The following is a 15467-nucleotide window of genomic DNA, read 5'->3' on the forward strand; positions in this document are numbered from 1 at the left end:
TTTACTTATATTTCTTATTTTACAAAGATACGGGTAATTTTTCAATTATATCAATCAGTTCATTGCTTGTCTTTTGTACCATCTTGATATCGTGCCGTAAAAGTTTGCGCTGGTATGTGGCAAGCAAATAAACCGGGAATCCGATCGGGAGAAAGAGGCCGATTACCAACCCTGCTTTCCCACTTATTCTTGCATTTATCTGGTTATAACCGCTGATAACCGGATAGTCCATCAGTTTGTTCAGAACCAAGTTCTGGTCCGAATTAGACAATTCTTCGATGATGCTGTCCATCTTTACCGCCAATTGCTCGGCTGTATGGTCACGGCCGCCTTGTTTCCAGAAGCGGAAATAGTTTGTCCACCGTTTATGGGCAGCCAGATAGGCACTGCTTTCTTCTACCAATTGCTTCAGGCGGGGGATGATCTGCCCGTAATCCGGGTTAAACATGATTACCTCTTTCATTTCAACTTTTCTGCCCGAACGTTTCCCGAACAGGTTTTTCAATGCATTCAGGTATGTGTCGGCATTCAGGATGACGGAGTCGTTGACCGCTTTATAAGTCAGGAAGATACCTAACGGAGCTAAAATGGCGGAACTTAACCACATCCCTTGCCATGCTTCCCATACGCCGTCGCGGGCCATTTTGAAGCCGATGTTATCAATGATGTAATAGAAGATAAATAGTATGACCGAAATAACAACCGGCATTCCCAATCCGCCTTTACGGATAATAGCTCCTAACGGTGCACCGATAAAGAAAAAGACCATGCAGGCGAAAGACAAAGTGAACTTCTTATGCCATTCCGTCAAATGGCGGCGCACTCTGTAAGCCTCGTCTCCGATAGTGGCTGCTTTAAAGAAGTAATCGGCCTTCATATTTTCGATACTTGATTTCGCACGTGTCAGGATAGTCGCTTTCTTTCCGGGATTTTCTGCCTGGTAGAGGCTGTCGAAGTTCATGACAATTACCGGCTTGTTTGTTTTTTGAATCTCTGGTGTCGTTTCTGTGTTGGATTTATCGTTATTCGGCTCATCTTTTACGTTGTTCTGCTTTATGTCTTGCGGCTTCTTAAGTGTCTTTTTGTATGAAGTTTCGTAGACATTCTTGGCGTTGACGTTTTGTATACTGTCCAAGCGGACGGAAACGGAGTCAATGAAGATTTGCAAGTCATGCATATTTTTACCCATAAACTGGTTTTGCATGAACGATTCGTCCGTCCGTGAGAAGTTGGCATCAAATTCTATCAGGATATCCCGGCTTTTGAATGTCTCCCTTTGGTAAGGAACGGAACTTTTTGCGCCTGTAGTACTCGATTGCTTGTCCAGACTTCTGAAAGATTCTCCATTAAATAAGGAAAGGACTAAGAACATTTTGTCCGCCGAAGTTTTCAGACGTCCCGAATCCGCGACCATCACGCTTACTTTGTTGAATCCTTCTGAATAATCATAGATCATCATGTCGCGAAGGAGTCCCGTTTCAGTATCCTTATGCTTTACATATACATTAAATCCGGTGATTTCGCTGTAGAAAACCCCTTCAGGAATATCCAGTTCCGGCGATTTCTGTCGCATAGACCAAAGTAGCGTGTAAAGTTTGACTTGTACGACAGGCATGGCATAGTTCTGGAAAAAGAAAGCCCCGATACTTATCATACTGATGGTAATGATTAGCGGGCGCATAATATGTACAAGTGAGACACCCGCCGATTTCATAGCCAGTAATTCCAATCGTTCGCCGAGATTCCCGAAAGTCATAAGCGAGGCAAGCAAAATAGCCAGCGGTAGTGCCATCGGCACGAGGAAAAGGGCGGCATACATAAACATTTCCGCCAAAACAGGAATCCCCAGACCTTTCCCGACCATGTCGTCAATGTACCTCCACAGAAACTGCATAAGCACAATAAACAGACAAATGCCGAAGGTCATCAAGAACAACGGCAGGAAAGTCTGCAGCATAAATGTATATAATCGTTTTATTTTCAACATTGCTTATCCGGTTGACGGCGCAAAAGTAGTGAAAAAACGATATGATCGCTAACAGAAATCACTAAAACAAGCTAAATACCGAGCGTACGCTTCAGTTCTTCTACTTGCGTGTCCCATAAATCGATAGAATCCCTTTTTTCATCTTGTTCGGCGAAATCTGTTATTTGCAAAGAAGTCGATCCTGTTAGTTCATGGCTGTGGATCTGGAATTCGAAATAGGCATTTTCATCCTCTTCATCCGTCCAGCGATAACGGATGCTCATTTCCGGTTTCATAGACAGCACTTCCGCTTCCTGTTCGGCTTTGTTCCATTTAAAAACATATATGTTACCATTAATAATAACATCATCGGCGAACCAGGCGGATAGCCCTGGAGGAGTTGTGAGGTGATTCCATAAGCTTCGTCGTGAAACTTTATCGAAAATGTATTCGATATGAAATTTCTCTTTTTTCATCTTTCATCGTGTTTATTGCGCAGCAAGATAATAAAAGAATTGATATCCACCAAATCTGTTTCTAAAAAAGCAACTCTGAATTAAGATCTTAACAGGAAGCTTTCAAAATAATTGAATTTTTTTTCATGAAAGTGTTGCACAATATAAAAATAAGCTCTACTTTTGCAGCGTCAATCAAGGAAATGATGACAACATAATGGCGAGATAGCTCAGCTGGTTAGAGCGCATGATTCATAATCATGAGGTCCCCGGTTCAATCCCGGGTCTCGCTACTTTGAAAATTAAGCAGTTACGGTAATAGGTAACTGCTTTTTTTATGCCTTTTCGGATGGTTTTTACCTGAATTTTCGTGGTTTTCAGAGGCAGAGTTAAACCAGGATCATACCGAAATCCTGAGGGATTAAAATATAACTATCTCCTAAAGTATCCATTGCATCTTCCTATAAGCCTCCTGATAGTATTCAAGTATTTATTATAATCCCCGATAGTGTAAAAATAATTCCAGATAAATTTGTTTTGTATAAAATAAAAGCGTTTCTTCGTGCTGTCACTCATTTTCAGAGAGATTATAGGTATAGAGTGAACAAAAACAAAGGAGCCTTGACTGTGCAATGGGTATAGCTTGACAACTTTCAGGTCAAGCTTTTTTTATAACAGTATATAACGACAAGAAATATAAATAACCCAAACCTTAACTATTAGAAAGAGCGTGTTGCCTCTATATTAGAGGGACACGCTTTTTTATTGTAGTCATGTTGCAGTTCTTTTATTTAGCCCGGTTATGTACGTATAAGAAGATACCTATATTCATAGAGAATTAATTATGCATAAATATTGGTGAGTCTGAATAAGAAAAAAGCAATATCCCTCACGCCTCTCAGCTGTGCTCTAAAAGCTTTGATTTTAGCATTGAAGGACTCACTCGCGGCATTGGTGGAGCGTCTTTTAAAAAAGCCAACAATATTCAAGTAGTGTGTTTGTATGGTTCTGGCAACAGTGCCAAAAGACAGGAAACCGGATTTGTCCACCTGATCATACCAATGCGCCAAACGCGTCAAGGCAATATCTGCCGATTGTACCTGATGATATATCAACCCTAACCTCATGCTTAAGTAATAGGCCTTCTTGATATCGGGATATTCCCGGAAAAGGATTAGCTCTTTTTCTTTGGCTCTCCGACCACAGTTCAGTTTTTTTGAACAAAAGATAGCGGCTTCTAGCCAACAGCTGTTTTCGACTGTCCCCATTCTCAAAAGTTTCAGTAACAAAAGGCTGTCCTGATGCTTTAGCGTATGTGATCTCGACCATTTCTTTATCCAAGGCTTCCCATCGTGCCTTTATCCGCATTTCCTGAACGGCTTCAAAAGCTAACTTTTGAACATGAAAACGGTCGATAACCAGCTTGGCAGCCGGGAAACAGAGACGAGCTATCCGGGCCATATTGGGTGCCATGTCCAATGTTATTTCCCGCCCTTGAAACCGCCTGCGACGGGAAAGTTTGAGTATAGCTTGGGATACCTTTTCTACGGATGTCCCTTTGATCATGGCGATGATAGTGCCTTTTCTTCCTTTGGCCTCTTTGTTAATCAGGATTGTATACAGTTCTCCCGACGACAGTGCCGTTTCGTCCATCCCGACGTAGGGTCCAATGTTTTTCTCGAAGAGCATCCATTCTTCGGCATGGGCACGTTGCTCCCAATTCCTGAAATGACTCAGATGATTCTTATATTGGGACTCCAACAGTTTGGTTTCCATTCCGTAATGATCCGCCCAAAGACTAATGCTAAGAGCGTGAGAGTCGATCCAATGCTTTTAAAAAAGACGCAAATTCAGTCGTTATTTGCGTTCCTTCTGCCACTAATTTCCAATTGCGGCTTACATACTGCCAGTACTGTGATTGAACCATCTTCGTTTTTTGATAAACAACAGGCAGCTACGCCCACGCATCGGATAATCCTGCATCCTGACTTGTTCATAAAAGCCCTTGCTCTCCAAGTTATCGGTTGCATATTCTTTAGGATGTATATTCTTCTCTTCAAAATATATTTCTACCCTATCCGATTTTTCTTTGAAATCAGACAATTCAAAATAATCAAACATTCCCTCTGGAAAGATAAAACGAAGAAATTGATCGTAACTCATCCCTTTTATTTTTTTACTGCCACTAAGATACGATTTTTTCCCCTCAGGATTTCGGGATGATCCTTAAAATATAACTATCTCCTAAAGTATCCATTGCATCTTCCTATAAGCCCCCTGATAGTATTCAAGTATTTATTATAATCCCCGATAGTGTAAAACCTAAAATTGAATCAAGTTCAGTTTCATTTTTGGAGTAAAGCCGGATCATTTTCCGGTTGCGTCAGAATTTGTATTTGCGAAATATGAACCGAGGTAAGATGAAGGCATGGAAAAAGTCCAGATTTTCTGTTCTTGTTAAAAGAAGCAGAGAGTCTGGACTTTTATGATAATTATGTAACCTCACGGTTATATTAATTAGGTTTGCTTGCAGAATTAAGGGATTCGTGCAAACAGAGTATAGGGTAAAATTTCACAAATTGTATTGTGTTATTTCTTGCTACAAAGTTACGCTATCAATTGTGTTTATATGTGTGGTAAAAATATCATACGGGTGTTGTATTTCTATCATTTGTGATATTATAAAGTACTTGTAATCAGATGAAATACTTATTAACAATTGTGTTTGTATCATATTAGTTGGTGTTCCTATCACGGAGAATCGCATATTTATAAAAAAGCGGCGCACACTCGGAATAATCCGAATGTGCGCCTATTGCATATAAAAAATTGAGGGTCGAATTATCCGACTGTAACATACTGAATAACAGTACCCCAGTCTGAAACGCTAACATTGATATTGTTGCGTGAAAGATCAAAAACGATATTTGTTTGTTCTCCTTTGTTTGCAGCCACGATTTCTGAATTTTTGACATTTTCGGAAGAAAGAACCAAAACGTCGTCTCTGTAAAGCTCTATAGTCATATTATCGGCCGGTAAAATGGAGAATGTACCTGTAGTCAAGTTCCCATTGTCATTTAAAGTAGCCGGAATAATATATTCGATATCATTGCCTGTCAATTCACCATTGCAGTTGAAAGAACTTTTAGTTCTCTTGATTTTATAATAATAATTGCCTTCTTTGGAGTCAAATACCTTTAAAGCTCCTTTTGTCAAGATTGACATAGAAGACACCTTGCGTTCAATCTTTAATTCCTGTGCGGTTGCTTTTGTAGAAGAACGGTGTAATACGATTTGCCCGTAAAACAGATCTCCCGGCAGATTGTTTGCTATGCCATTATTGTGTTTCAGGCTCACCTGCAGGTCTGAAATGATATTTGCCCGGTTCATGTTACTGATCTCTTCGCTTTCACTTGAAAGGCCCGCCCAAGCGACAACGGTGATCTTGTCGGATCCCGGACAGCTTATTTCGACCGGCTTAACCTGTAAAAGATAATCCTTGTCTACCGTGATTTGTTTATAGAAATCATTGTTTTCATCGAAAACATACAGTGTAGTGCTTTTTACGTCTCCTTTGGCGGTGATGTCCGAGTTCTCGGAATAGGCTTTCAAGATTACGGAAAAAGGCACTTCTGTTTCCAGAGGAACTCTTTCATCTATGATTGAAGTGGAATCGCCATCAGCAGAACAGCTTGCGAAAGACAGAATAACGGACAAAGTCCAAATAGAAAACAAACAATTTGTGAAAATTTTACCCTTTTTCATGACCCTAATTTTTTATATGCTAATTAAAAACCCTATACTCTGAAGGAACTTTTGTTAGGTTAAGACCCTCATCAAAACCTTTATCCCTTTTTTGATACTGCAAAGATATCATGGGTTTTCGAATACGGCAATAGTTTCGAATATAAAATATGTTAAACCGATCAAAATAATCGGAGAAAGTATCTTTATAGGGGTTATTTATCTCATTATACATCATAAATATATTAATTATCATGCATTATTGATAAAGTTGCTTCTCTTTTTATGGTTGGTAAAAATATCATAAGTATGGTTGATTCTGTCAATGTTCAGATTTTGTTTTTGGATTTGCCATTTTGCGGGTAAATGTATCAGGTGAGGTGGTGAAACTGTCAGTTCTCGCTTTGAGATGGACGATTGCCTAAGTTGATAGATTTTCTGAATGTTCATAATGTGATGGCTCTCTATATCATGTATAAATCGTATGTAATTATGTACGTGTTATAAAACAGGCAAGAAAAAAAGTGGCGCACACGCGGAACAATCCGGATGTACGCCTATGCATATAAAAAAATTGAGGGTAAAATAAGTCAAATGAAATATTTTTCTTAATGGACAACTCATTTAGAGAAACTTGGTTTGAAAACTTTCCGATACTATAAACTATTGATGATAATGATTGTTTGCTATGAAACAAGCAGCGTTTTATAATACCTGATTTGGAATTGATAAGCACTCGTCTGAATCTCTGTCCATTATTTTTTTACAAAAATAAAATGTCTTTTTATGTTCTACAATAATACGTGCGTAAAAGATGTTAAACGTGTCAATATGTAGGTGTTTGTGTCATGTTCTGATGGGGTCTGAGCTTTTTAAGACTCTATTTTTAGTTGCGTCTATCGGATGAAATTTGGACGCTGTCATATTTTTGTAACATCTGATATGATTCAAAAATGTATGATTATCACGATATTTTTGAAAAATAATTAGTGTTAAATGTCTCGTAGAAAAAATATTTTTGCCATCTTTGTAGTGCAATGCTGACGATGAGTTTGTGCTTATAGAAGGATATATAATAAATGCATATAAATATGAAGAAGAAATCTCTGTTCAGGAGGGTGAGTGGAGTGTTGACTGGTCTTTTTTTCAGTACTTCATTAATCTTGGCTGCCAATGAAAACGGACAACTATTCGGAAGTGAGACATTAATTGTGGTGGTGGCTCTGCTACTTTTCTTTGTCCCTCTATTTCTTTATGTGAGAAAATTACATTCTAATATGAATGACCGGTCGGACCGGATTATCAAAGAAAACGCTGCGCTTGAAAATCTGAATAAGGAAATCAACGCTCGAAACGAAGAAGTGAATATCCGGAATGAAGAGCTTGATTCCTTGAATAGGTTGTTGGAAGAGCAAATCGAGCAACAGGAAGAAAGATACCGGGCTTTACGGGAGCAGAATGACGATTTGGCACAAGCCAATAGTGACTTAGTCCGGAAGAATAACGAGCTGGAGTTGACGATCTCCACATTAAATAATAATAAGAAAGAGTTGGAGCAGCTCATCGTAACCAAGATTAAGGAAAACGATACGATCCAGCGCGAGGCTGCCGACAAGCTTGCTGAAGCGGAAAAACGCCTGAAAGACGCCGAGAGTATCAACGACAACTTTTTTATCGAGACGATCCATGAAATGCGTACCCCGCTTTCTCTGGTATTGGGCTCTCTTGCTTTGGTGGTGCAGAATGATGATCCGGAGAAAGACATGTCTACCCAGTTGCTTTCCGCTTATCGTAATACGCTTGCTATGCAGGACTTGGCGGACCAGTTGATCGGTACGCGCCGTTCGAATGATATCGCTAACTATTTGCGCATTGCCCGTTATGACATGGTCGAGATTGCCCGCCAGATTTGCGATATCTTTGTTGATTGGGTGGCCATGAACAACGTCGATTTCCGTATCAACACGCAGACACCCGCCCTTTGGGTTTGGATGGACCGCCGCAAGATGGAGTTCGCTCTGCGTATGTTGCTGTCGAACGCCTTCAAAAATACGTTTGCTTATGGGAAAGTGACGCTCGATATTTCTGTTGTAAATGAAAACGGAAAAGCCTACAGCGCGCTGGTTGTGACGGACGAGGGGCTGGATGAAGATGAAAGTACACGCCGCGGCTTGAAGCAGATCATGGATATGGCCGATGCGATAGGGGGGATGTACCGAAGCGAGTCGGATAAAAATGGTACTTCCTACACGATCATGATTCCGCTTGGCAAACAACATCTGTTGGACCGTCGGGTCGAGTTTGTGGAACCCGAATCTGATCTGGTCAAACTGAATGCCCGCCAAAAAGAAGAGATCGCTGAATTGATCCAGGTGATTCCGCAAAAGAAGGAAACCGGAAAGAAACTCCTTGTAATCGACGACAGCGACCAGATACGTTGGTTCCTGAAACATGTCTTTAATAAGGAATATCAGATATTGGAAGCCCGCAACGGTCAGGACGGGATAGACGTCGCTTTGAAAGAAGAACCGGACCTGATCCTTTGCGACGTCATGATGCCGGTGAAAGATGGTTACGAGACCTGTCGTGAGATCAAGAGTGATCCCAAGATGGCGCAGACACCTGTCGTGATGTTGACTGCCAAAGTCGAGAGCGAAGATGTGATTACCGGTATCGAAGCTGGTGCTGACGATTACATCACGAAGCCTTTCGACGTGGAAATCCTGCGAAGCAAGATCAACAGCCTGATGAAGAAGCGCGAGGATATGAAACGCTACTTCTCTAATTCTTCTGCAGTTTCGCATGATGAAGAAAGTACGCTGTCGACCAATCCGTTCATGGACGCCGTTGTCAAAAACATAGAGAAACACCTCGATGACTCTACTTTTGAGGCAAAAGTACTCGCAGACTCATTGAATATGAGTCTGCCGACCTTGTATCGAAAGATTAAACAATACTCAGATCTGAGCATCCTCGAACTGACGCGCAACATACGGCTGAAAAAAGCTGCCGAACTGCTTGCCAGCCAGCAATACTCGGTGCAGGAAGTTGCTGAAATGGTCGGGTTCAACGATACTGCCACATTCCGTAAACGCTTTACCGAGCAATACGGAGTTACACCTTCACAATACGGAATTCCAGCTTAAGGCTGGACATTCCGTCCTTCCGGACAATTTGTCGCACTGTATTCCTCTCGTATTCTTGTTCTATAATAAGAATGTAAGCACCATAAAAACTGAAAATATCTCAAAAATAGGTGCAAATAAATCAAAATAGTCACTTAGAGTTTTACCGATTATATTTGAGAGTCACGCCTCTAATGCGTCTTTACTTTTTCTCCCACCTTTGCAATGTCGAAAGACGATAACCCGAAACGATGAGACAGATAAGGATGATATTGTAAATGGTATCAGTAAATATAGTAAGGTAGTTAGCCGATGGGAAGTATAGGACAACATAAAACACAATAGTCGCTCCGAACAACTCAGCAAGCTATAGGGTAAGAAAAATAAAGATCATTATATAAACGAATTTATTAACTTTTTAATTTTGAAAAATATGAAACTAAGAAATTTAATGTATGCAACAATGATTGCATGTGCGTTCGCTTCTTGTTCGAATGATGATGTGCCGACTCCGGATAACGGTAATCCTGATGCGGAAGGTGGGACAAGTTTGACCGTGAAGTTTGACAAAGCTGCTGATACAAAGGCATCTGGTGATATTACGTCTTTATCCATGTTGGTTTTTAATGCAGATGGCAAACTGGAAGTTGTCGGAACTAAAGCAACTACACCTGCTGTGGAGGAGGGAAGTGATGCCGTTGCTCATGCTGAATTGACTGCTGGTGTTAAAGAGGTGGCTTTGATTGCTAATTATATAGTACCTACAACAGGGGAGCAGAGTTTGATAGGAAAAACAAAAGCTGAGGTTTTTGCTACTTTAAATAAAACGTTTGATTCTGAATTGGAAGTTGAAGGAACTCTTACGATGAACAGTAAAATCTATACTGGTGTGGTAGTTGCTGCTGAAAAGAATAATGTGTTTGGTTTCGCAACTGCGCCTGCTGGCTATGTAAATGTAGAAGGCTTGACTGATACTGATTTGAAAAGCCCGGTGAAATTATACCGTAACGTGGCTAAAGTTGTGTTGAATAAAATTTCTACGAAAATGGCAGAGAATTCAAATAAGCCTAGATATTCAGATCCTCAGTTGGTACTTAAAGAAATCTTTATTCTTCAGGGACATAAGAAAACTAATTTGATAGGTGAGAATTGGGGTCAATATGCAACTACAAATGTAGATGATGAATGGTGTAGTGCTTATGCCCATACAGACGAATGGACTGAAAAAGATGACTTGTATACGCTTGTTGAAAATCCTACTGTCCCAGAAAACACTCCGTCTTGGATTAAAACAACTATCACTGGTACAGTTACAACTTTAAATGCTTATGAGACAGCAAACAGTTTTTATGTGTATGAAAATACAGATTTAGACAATAGAACACTGTTGGTTGTGAAAGGTGACTTCTCTTATAAAATCAATGATACTGATCGTAAAATAGAGAGCGATCGTTATTACACAATCGCTTTAGGTGAAAATTTCCAAGTGTCAGCTGGTGAAAGCAATGTCGCTTCTGAGCTTTTGGCTTTGCGTGGAGTAACAGAAAATGATGGCAAATACAATGGTTTGTATCGTAACTTGCAGTATGATTTGACTTTGACAGTTACAGGACCGGGTTATCAAACTCCTGGTGGTGGTGGCGATCCTACAACACTGGATGTACAGTGCGTGGTTGTCCCTTTCGGACAAGTTAATCAAGATGTTGAAATCTAATCATCATTCATAATATAGAAAATCCCCGGTCCTTAAAGGCTGGGGATTTTTAGTTTATAGAAAGGTGGCATTTATGGCATCTGTTGCACAAACCTATGCAAAACTATCAAAACGCCTGTGTGATAGATTTATCTATTAATAAAGAGAGTAGCACCTATTCTTGAAACACGCAAAGCTAAATACTTTTGTATTGTATAAATCAATAAGGGATAAATGGAAATTAATAAAATACACATATTTATGAAATTGAAGAGTTATTTTCTTTTGAGTATAGTGGTAGGGATGGCATTTGCGTGTTCATCAGACGAGAACGTTCCGGAGGTAGAGGTCTTTACTCCGGATGCAACTTTGTCCTTGGCAGCTGTTGCAGATGGGAAAAGCTTGACTAAAGCTGGTGAAGGAGAAAAGGAAAACATTGATCAGGAAGATGCTATTAAGAGTTTGCATGTGATGGTTTTTTATGCTGGTGGGAACTTGCAAGTTGATAAAGTGGTTGCTGCTACCAATAGAGTGGATGATTTGGATGTACAAAGTGGTGCTGTCAAAATTCTTGTATTAGCAAATGCCGGAACGCAGGAAAATCAATTTGACACATTAGAGAAAGCATTAGCATATCAGAGGGCATTAGATAATGAAAATGAAAATAACGGATACTCTATGAGCAGTCGGTTGATCGAGGCTACGTTAGATGAGGGAATGCATAATATTTTTGGTAATATAAAAGATTTCCCCGGCCACATGCCGAATGTTTCAAAGGAAGGAAATGATATTAAACTGACACGCCACATCGCCCAAATCAACTTGAAATCGGTTTCTATAAAATCCGATAATGGAAAAGCTTCTTTCGTCATTGACTCTGTCTTTGTGGCAAATGTGAAAGGCTATTCTTTGATGTCGGCCAATTCCACTGAAGAATGGGGTGCAGTGGAGAGCAAAAAAGCACCGGATGGTAATTCTTTATGGTGGTACGGCCAATATGAAAATGAATATTGGAATGGTGAATACAAGACGATCGAGGATGGTTTGTTGAAAGCTGATTTGTTAGGCTTTAACGCTAATAAACGGGATGTGACCTCTTCCTCTCCTTGGAAACCAGAAACAGGCCAACTCGCTTGTGGCAAATCATTTATCGTATATGAAAATATGGTTGATGCCGTCGAGCCCGGACAACGTACTTTGTTAGTGTTGAAGGGCACTTATGCAGATGGTAACGGCAGAGTAGAAGCGAACCGTTTTTATACGATCCCCGTCAATGCAATGGGGACGATGACAGATGCTGAAGGTGGTACACCTGACCACTCTTACGTCAAACGCAACTACCGTTACAACATCTCCCTCACCATTAAGAGCAGCGGTTCCGACCGGCCCTATGATCCGGCAAGCGAGGCTTGTATGGATGTGGCTGTTACGGTGGCTGACTGGGATGTGATCGAGCAAAATGAAGATTTGGATTAATAGGGTAAAATGAATGAGAATAAAAAACAGAACGTTATGAAATCGATATTGACAAAAAAGGGATTATTTCTGGCACTTGTCGCGGTGATGGTCTTGGCCACCGGCTGTATCAAGGAAGACTTGGACGAGTGCTATAAGCTGACACTAAAGGTAGTGAACCACAAAGGTGATGATATCACGGCTTTGAGCGTTGTTTCGGAAGCCAAGCTCTTTATCTACGATAATAATTCGAAGCTGCTTGACACGCGCGATCTCAACGATGCCTTTATCAGAGGCAAAGAAACTATCGAGTTGAACTATCCCGAAAGTTCGAAACTGCACCTGATCGCATGGGGAAACCTCAAAGGACATCAGGACGTAAACGAGGCCACCAAGGCCGAAGACTTCGCCGTTTCTCTGAGGAGTGAAGATGAGATCGCACAGTCTCCCGACAGCATTTTTTTCGGCGATATCGATGTGACGGTACGCGGGAACGGCGTGGCTGGCGGGAACCAGGAAATCGTGCTCGAACCCAAAACCGGAACGGTCGAGATGAGAACCCTCAACCTTCAATATGCCCTGACGGCAAGAGGGCTGCGTGCGACCGACGAATGCGACTTCTATATGGATCGCACCTTGAACACGATCGACTATAAGGGCGAGTTGACCGGCGACAGTGTCTATTACAATCCCGAAGCCGACTGGAAAGGCTCCGAATGGGAAACGACAGGTCCGCAGTCGCTCTACTTGGGCCAGAATATGACCGGAAGCATACAGGTCGGCAACGACCGCTACGAAGTGAAGGAAGGAACTTTCGACGACGGCACGACCGGCCCGATCGAAATCCATCCCTTCCAGCGCACATTGGTACTGTTCGTATGGGGTGAAGACGGTGCCTTCTTGGGCGCAAGGATCAAAGTGACCCCTTGGGGTGTTGTCGATGATGATATTGAATGGTAATAAGAAACGAATGCTAATATATAAAAACGAATGAGTATGTTACACAAAAATATAATAAAGCTGGCTGCCCTCCTCTGGTGTGTGCTGACAGTCGCTTCGTGTACCAACGAAGATTTCGATAAAGGCAACAACGGCCCGGATGTCCCCGAAGGCCTGCCGGTAACCTTGAAACTGAATATCGGCACCCCCGAAGTCCCGGTGGTGGAAACGAAATCCTTGGAAAATGAGGATAAAACTTTCGGCGCGATCAATAACTTGGCGGTGTTGGTGTATGACGAGAAGGGAGAAAACCCGATCGTTACGTTTTATGAGGTGGAAGGCGAGAATCAAACATCCGTAAGCGATGTGCCTTTCAGTGCCAAGACCGGCAAGCACAAGATTTATGTGTTGACGAATGTTGGTTCAGAAGGCGCCGCAAAAGCATATACGACGGAACAAGCTCTGTTGTCCAAACAAATTGAATCTCCAGTACCGCAAGGAACAGAAATGATGCTGGGGTTTGTCGCAAAAGATATGGAGACGAGCATAAATCTATATAATAGTGGTAGTAGTAATCCGGCAATCGATATAACAGACGATGCCTCCTTTGCAGCCAAAGTCGTGCCGCCTTATTCGAAGATAACGTTTAAAATCACGAAGGATTTGCCGAGTGATAAGCATGTTTATTTGGCCATAACAGAAGTTAATGTCCGTCATTTGCCTGTTAAATATAGTCTGCTCCCCTATGAAAAATGGACAATGGGAGATGGTGTATCTGGTGAAAGCAAAATTTCTTTGTATGAAAATAAGTTGGCACAGCCGGAAGATGAAGTAGGAGATTTGGCTACCGGCAAGGCTTTTTATATGTATGAAAATCTGCAAGGAAAGAACAACGAGAGTAATCAGAATCCGGCAATGAAAACCCCTGCTGGTTTGGCGGTCCCGACACAAGGAGATGGCAAGATCGACTATGCAGCTTGGTTTGAAAAATGGTCTTCTGTACCTTGCACTTATATAGAGGTAAAAGGAAATTACACGATTTTTACTTCTGCACCGGGTGTCAATCATGTCGGGGATGGCGAGATCAACTATCGTTTCTTCTTAGGAGAGAATAGCACATCGGATTTCAATATCAAACGCAATACTCATTATAATGTGACTTTGGCCTTTACCGGTCTGGCCGGCAAGGATGAATTGCAATATGAGTGGCGCGTACAAGCGGATCTGGAAAACTCGACGTTCTATCCGAAGGGGACATTGGTAATTGATGGGGCTGTGTCTCCAGTTGGTTCAGTTCCTTTTTATGTACTTAATGGAACTTCGTCATCTCTATCGGTCACAGTTGGTGATTTGTTGAATATGGATATGGAAATGTATTTCCTTGTAAAAGGGAAGGGAGTTCCTGATTATTGGACAGGTAGCCAGACTCCTCTTGCTGAGTATTTGCAGTTAGGGGCGAATGAGTACACGATGTTTGGAATACATCCTCGTAATGTTGGAATTTTAGGGAGTGTAGGACACACCACAGGAACAAATAAATATGTATATGAAGGGCATGCAGATGATAAGGAGTATAATAAGATTGAAAGTAATGCTACTGAACCATATAGAACAGCAGTGGCTAATGGTGAAATTTACCGAACCGTTTCTATGCAAATTACAGGAGCAGAGCCTCTTGATGTGATAGAGTATCCACTTTTATATTTGGGAACTGAAGATGATAATGTCGGTATCGGTGAGAAAAAAGAGGATAATTTTTATTACGCAAGAAGAGTAGATGGAGGTGCTCGCTATTTTCAGGATGCGTCTGACAATTATATACGAAAATACATACCTGTAACAGGTAAGTTAAGTAATATGTCGGAGGCAAAAAGTAATTGTGCTCATGAGCAATATGTAACAGGTGCTTCGATTTATTATTATTTGCCAAGTATTAACGATATGGAAAATATTCAGAAATACGAGAAAGCTTTCCCTTTAAAAAATGATTTTTATTGGACTACAAATGGTCTTTATAATCCGGTTACGAAAGCAACTGCAACTTCAGGAGAAGGGTATATCCGCTGTATTTTGAAACATAAATAAACATT

At 41.1% G+C, this 15467-nt stretch carries 8 protein-coding genes, 1 tRNA gene and 2 pseudogenes; 6 read left to right on the plus strand and 5 right to left on the minus strand.

Features of this window, described 5'->3' with window-relative positions; translation table 11 throughout:
* Nucleotides 1-19: 19 nt before the first annotated feature.
* Both NQ564_RS17845 and NQ564_RS17850 read right to left on the minus strand, forming a co-directional pair.
* Nucleotides 20-1957, minus strand: coding sequence for an LptF/LptG family permease (locus NQ564_RS17845; protein ID WP_021861735.1), 1938 nt, complete (start codon nucleotides 1955-1957; stop codon nucleotides 20-22).
* Between the two features lie 101 nt (nucleotides 1958-2058).
* The gene (locus NQ564_RS17850) at nucleotides 2059-2442 is read right to left on the minus strand and encodes an START-like domain-containing protein (RefSeq protein ID WP_008152911.1); all 384 of its coding nucleotides are present in this window, start codon (nucleotides 2440-2442) and stop codon (nucleotides 2059-2061) included.
* A 198-nt stretch (nucleotides 2443-2640) separates the two neighbouring features.
* Here NQ564_RS17850 and NQ564_RS17855 point away from each other — a divergent pair.
* Nucleotides 2641-2714: transfer RNA gene (locus NQ564_RS17855), tRNA-Met, on the plus strand.
* Nucleotides 2715-3263: 549 nt separating this feature from the next.
* Here the strand turns inward: NQ564_RS17855 and NQ564_RS17860 are convergent.
* The 3 genes and pseudogenes from NQ564_RS17860 to NQ564_RS17870 all read right to left on the minus strand — a co-directional run bounded on the left by NQ564_RS17860 (nucleotide 3264) and on the right by NQ564_RS17870 (nucleotide 6186).
* Nucleotides 3264-4197: pseudogene (locus NQ564_RS17860) on the minus strand (ISAon1 family transposase).
* Nucleotides 4198-4225: 28 nt separating this feature from the next.
* A pseudogene (locus tag NQ564_RS17865) lies at nucleotides 4226-4584 on the minus strand (ISAon1 family transposase N-terminal region protein).
* 678 nt (nucleotides 4585-5262) lie between these two features.
* Nucleotides 5263-6186: a FimB/Mfa2 family fimbrial subunit gene (locus tag NQ564_RS17870; RefSeq protein WP_008152909.1), complete on the minus strand. Its 924-nt coding sequence runs from the start codon at nucleotides 6184-6186 to the stop codon at nucleotides 5263-5265.
* Between the two features lie 1070 nt (nucleotides 6187-7256).
* Between NQ564_RS17870 and NQ564_RS17875 the strand changes: the two genes are divergently transcribed.
* The 5 genes from NQ564_RS17875 (at nucleotide 7257) to NQ564_RS17895 (ending at nucleotide 15462) form a co-directional block, all read left to right on the plus strand.
* Nucleotides 7257-9311: a response regulator gene (locus NQ564_RS17875; RefSeq protein WP_129650326.1), complete on the plus strand. Its 2055-nt coding sequence runs from the start codon at nucleotides 7257-7259 to the stop codon at nucleotides 9309-9311.
* A 412-nt stretch (nucleotides 9312-9723) separates the two neighbouring features.
* Complete coding sequence (locus tag NQ564_RS17880) at nucleotides 9724-11004, plus strand: fimbrial protein (protein WP_008152902.1); 1281 nt, start codon at nucleotides 9724-9726, stop codon at nucleotides 11002-11004.
* Nucleotides 11005-11244: 240 nt separating this feature from the next.
* On the plus strand, nucleotides 11245-12459 hold the full coding sequence (locus NQ564_RS17885) for a fimbrial protein (protein ID WP_039848448.1): 1215 nt from the start codon (nucleotides 11245-11247) through the stop codon (nucleotides 12457-12459).
* Between the two features lie 36 nt (nucleotides 12460-12495).
* The gene (locus NQ564_RS17890; protein ID WP_129650328.1) at nucleotides 12496-13398 is read left to right on the plus strand and encodes a FimB/Mfa2 family fimbrial subunit; all 903 of its coding nucleotides are present in this window, start codon (nucleotides 12496-12498) and stop codon (nucleotides 13396-13398) included.
* 36 nt (nucleotides 13399-13434) lie between these two features.
* Complete coding sequence (locus NQ564_RS17895) at nucleotides 13435-15462, plus strand: DUF4906 domain-containing protein (protein ID WP_129650330.1); 2028 nt, start codon at nucleotides 13435-13437, stop codon at nucleotides 15460-15462.
* Nucleotides 15463-15467 lie beyond the last annotated feature (5 nt).

The organism is Parabacteroides johnsonii DSM 18315 (assembly GCF_025151045.1).
GTDB classification, from domain to species: Bacteria; Bacteroidota; Bacteroidia; order Bacteroidales; family Tannerellaceae; genus Parabacteroides; species Parabacteroides johnsonii.

Bases quoted from the DNA above. Each gene is read 5' to 3' on its own strand.
- NQ564_RS17845 (WP_021861735.1), bottom strand. From the start codon at position 1,957: ATGCTGCAGACTTTCCTGCCGTTGTTCTTGATGACCTTCGGCATTTGT.
- NQ564_RS17850 (WP_008152911.1), bottom strand. From the start codon at position 2,442: ATGAAAAAAGAGAAATTTCATATCGAATACATTTTCGATAAAGTTTCA.
- NQ564_RS17870 (WP_008152909.1), bottom strand. From the start codon at position 6,186: ATGAAAAAGGGTAAAATTTTCACAAATTGTTTGTTTTCTATTTGGACT.
- NQ564_RS17875 (WP_129650326.1), top strand. From the start codon at position 7,257: ATGAAGAAGAAATCTCTGTTCAGGAGGGTGAGTGGAGTGTTGACTGGT.
- NQ564_RS17880 (WP_008152902.1), top strand. From the start codon at position 9,724: ATGAAACTAAGAAATTTAATGTATGCAACAATGATTGCATGTGCGTTC.
- NQ564_RS17885 (WP_039848448.1), top strand. From the start codon at position 11,245: ATGAAATTGAAGAGTTATTTTCTTTTGAGTATAGTGGTAGGGATGGCA.
- NQ564_RS17890 (WP_129650328.1), top strand. From the start codon at position 12,496: ATGAAATCGATATTGACAAAAAAGGGATTATTTCTGGCACTTGTCGCG.
- NQ564_RS17895 (WP_129650330.1), top strand. From the start codon at position 13,435: ATGTTACACAAAAATATAATAAAGCTGGCTGCCCTCCTCTGGTGTGTG.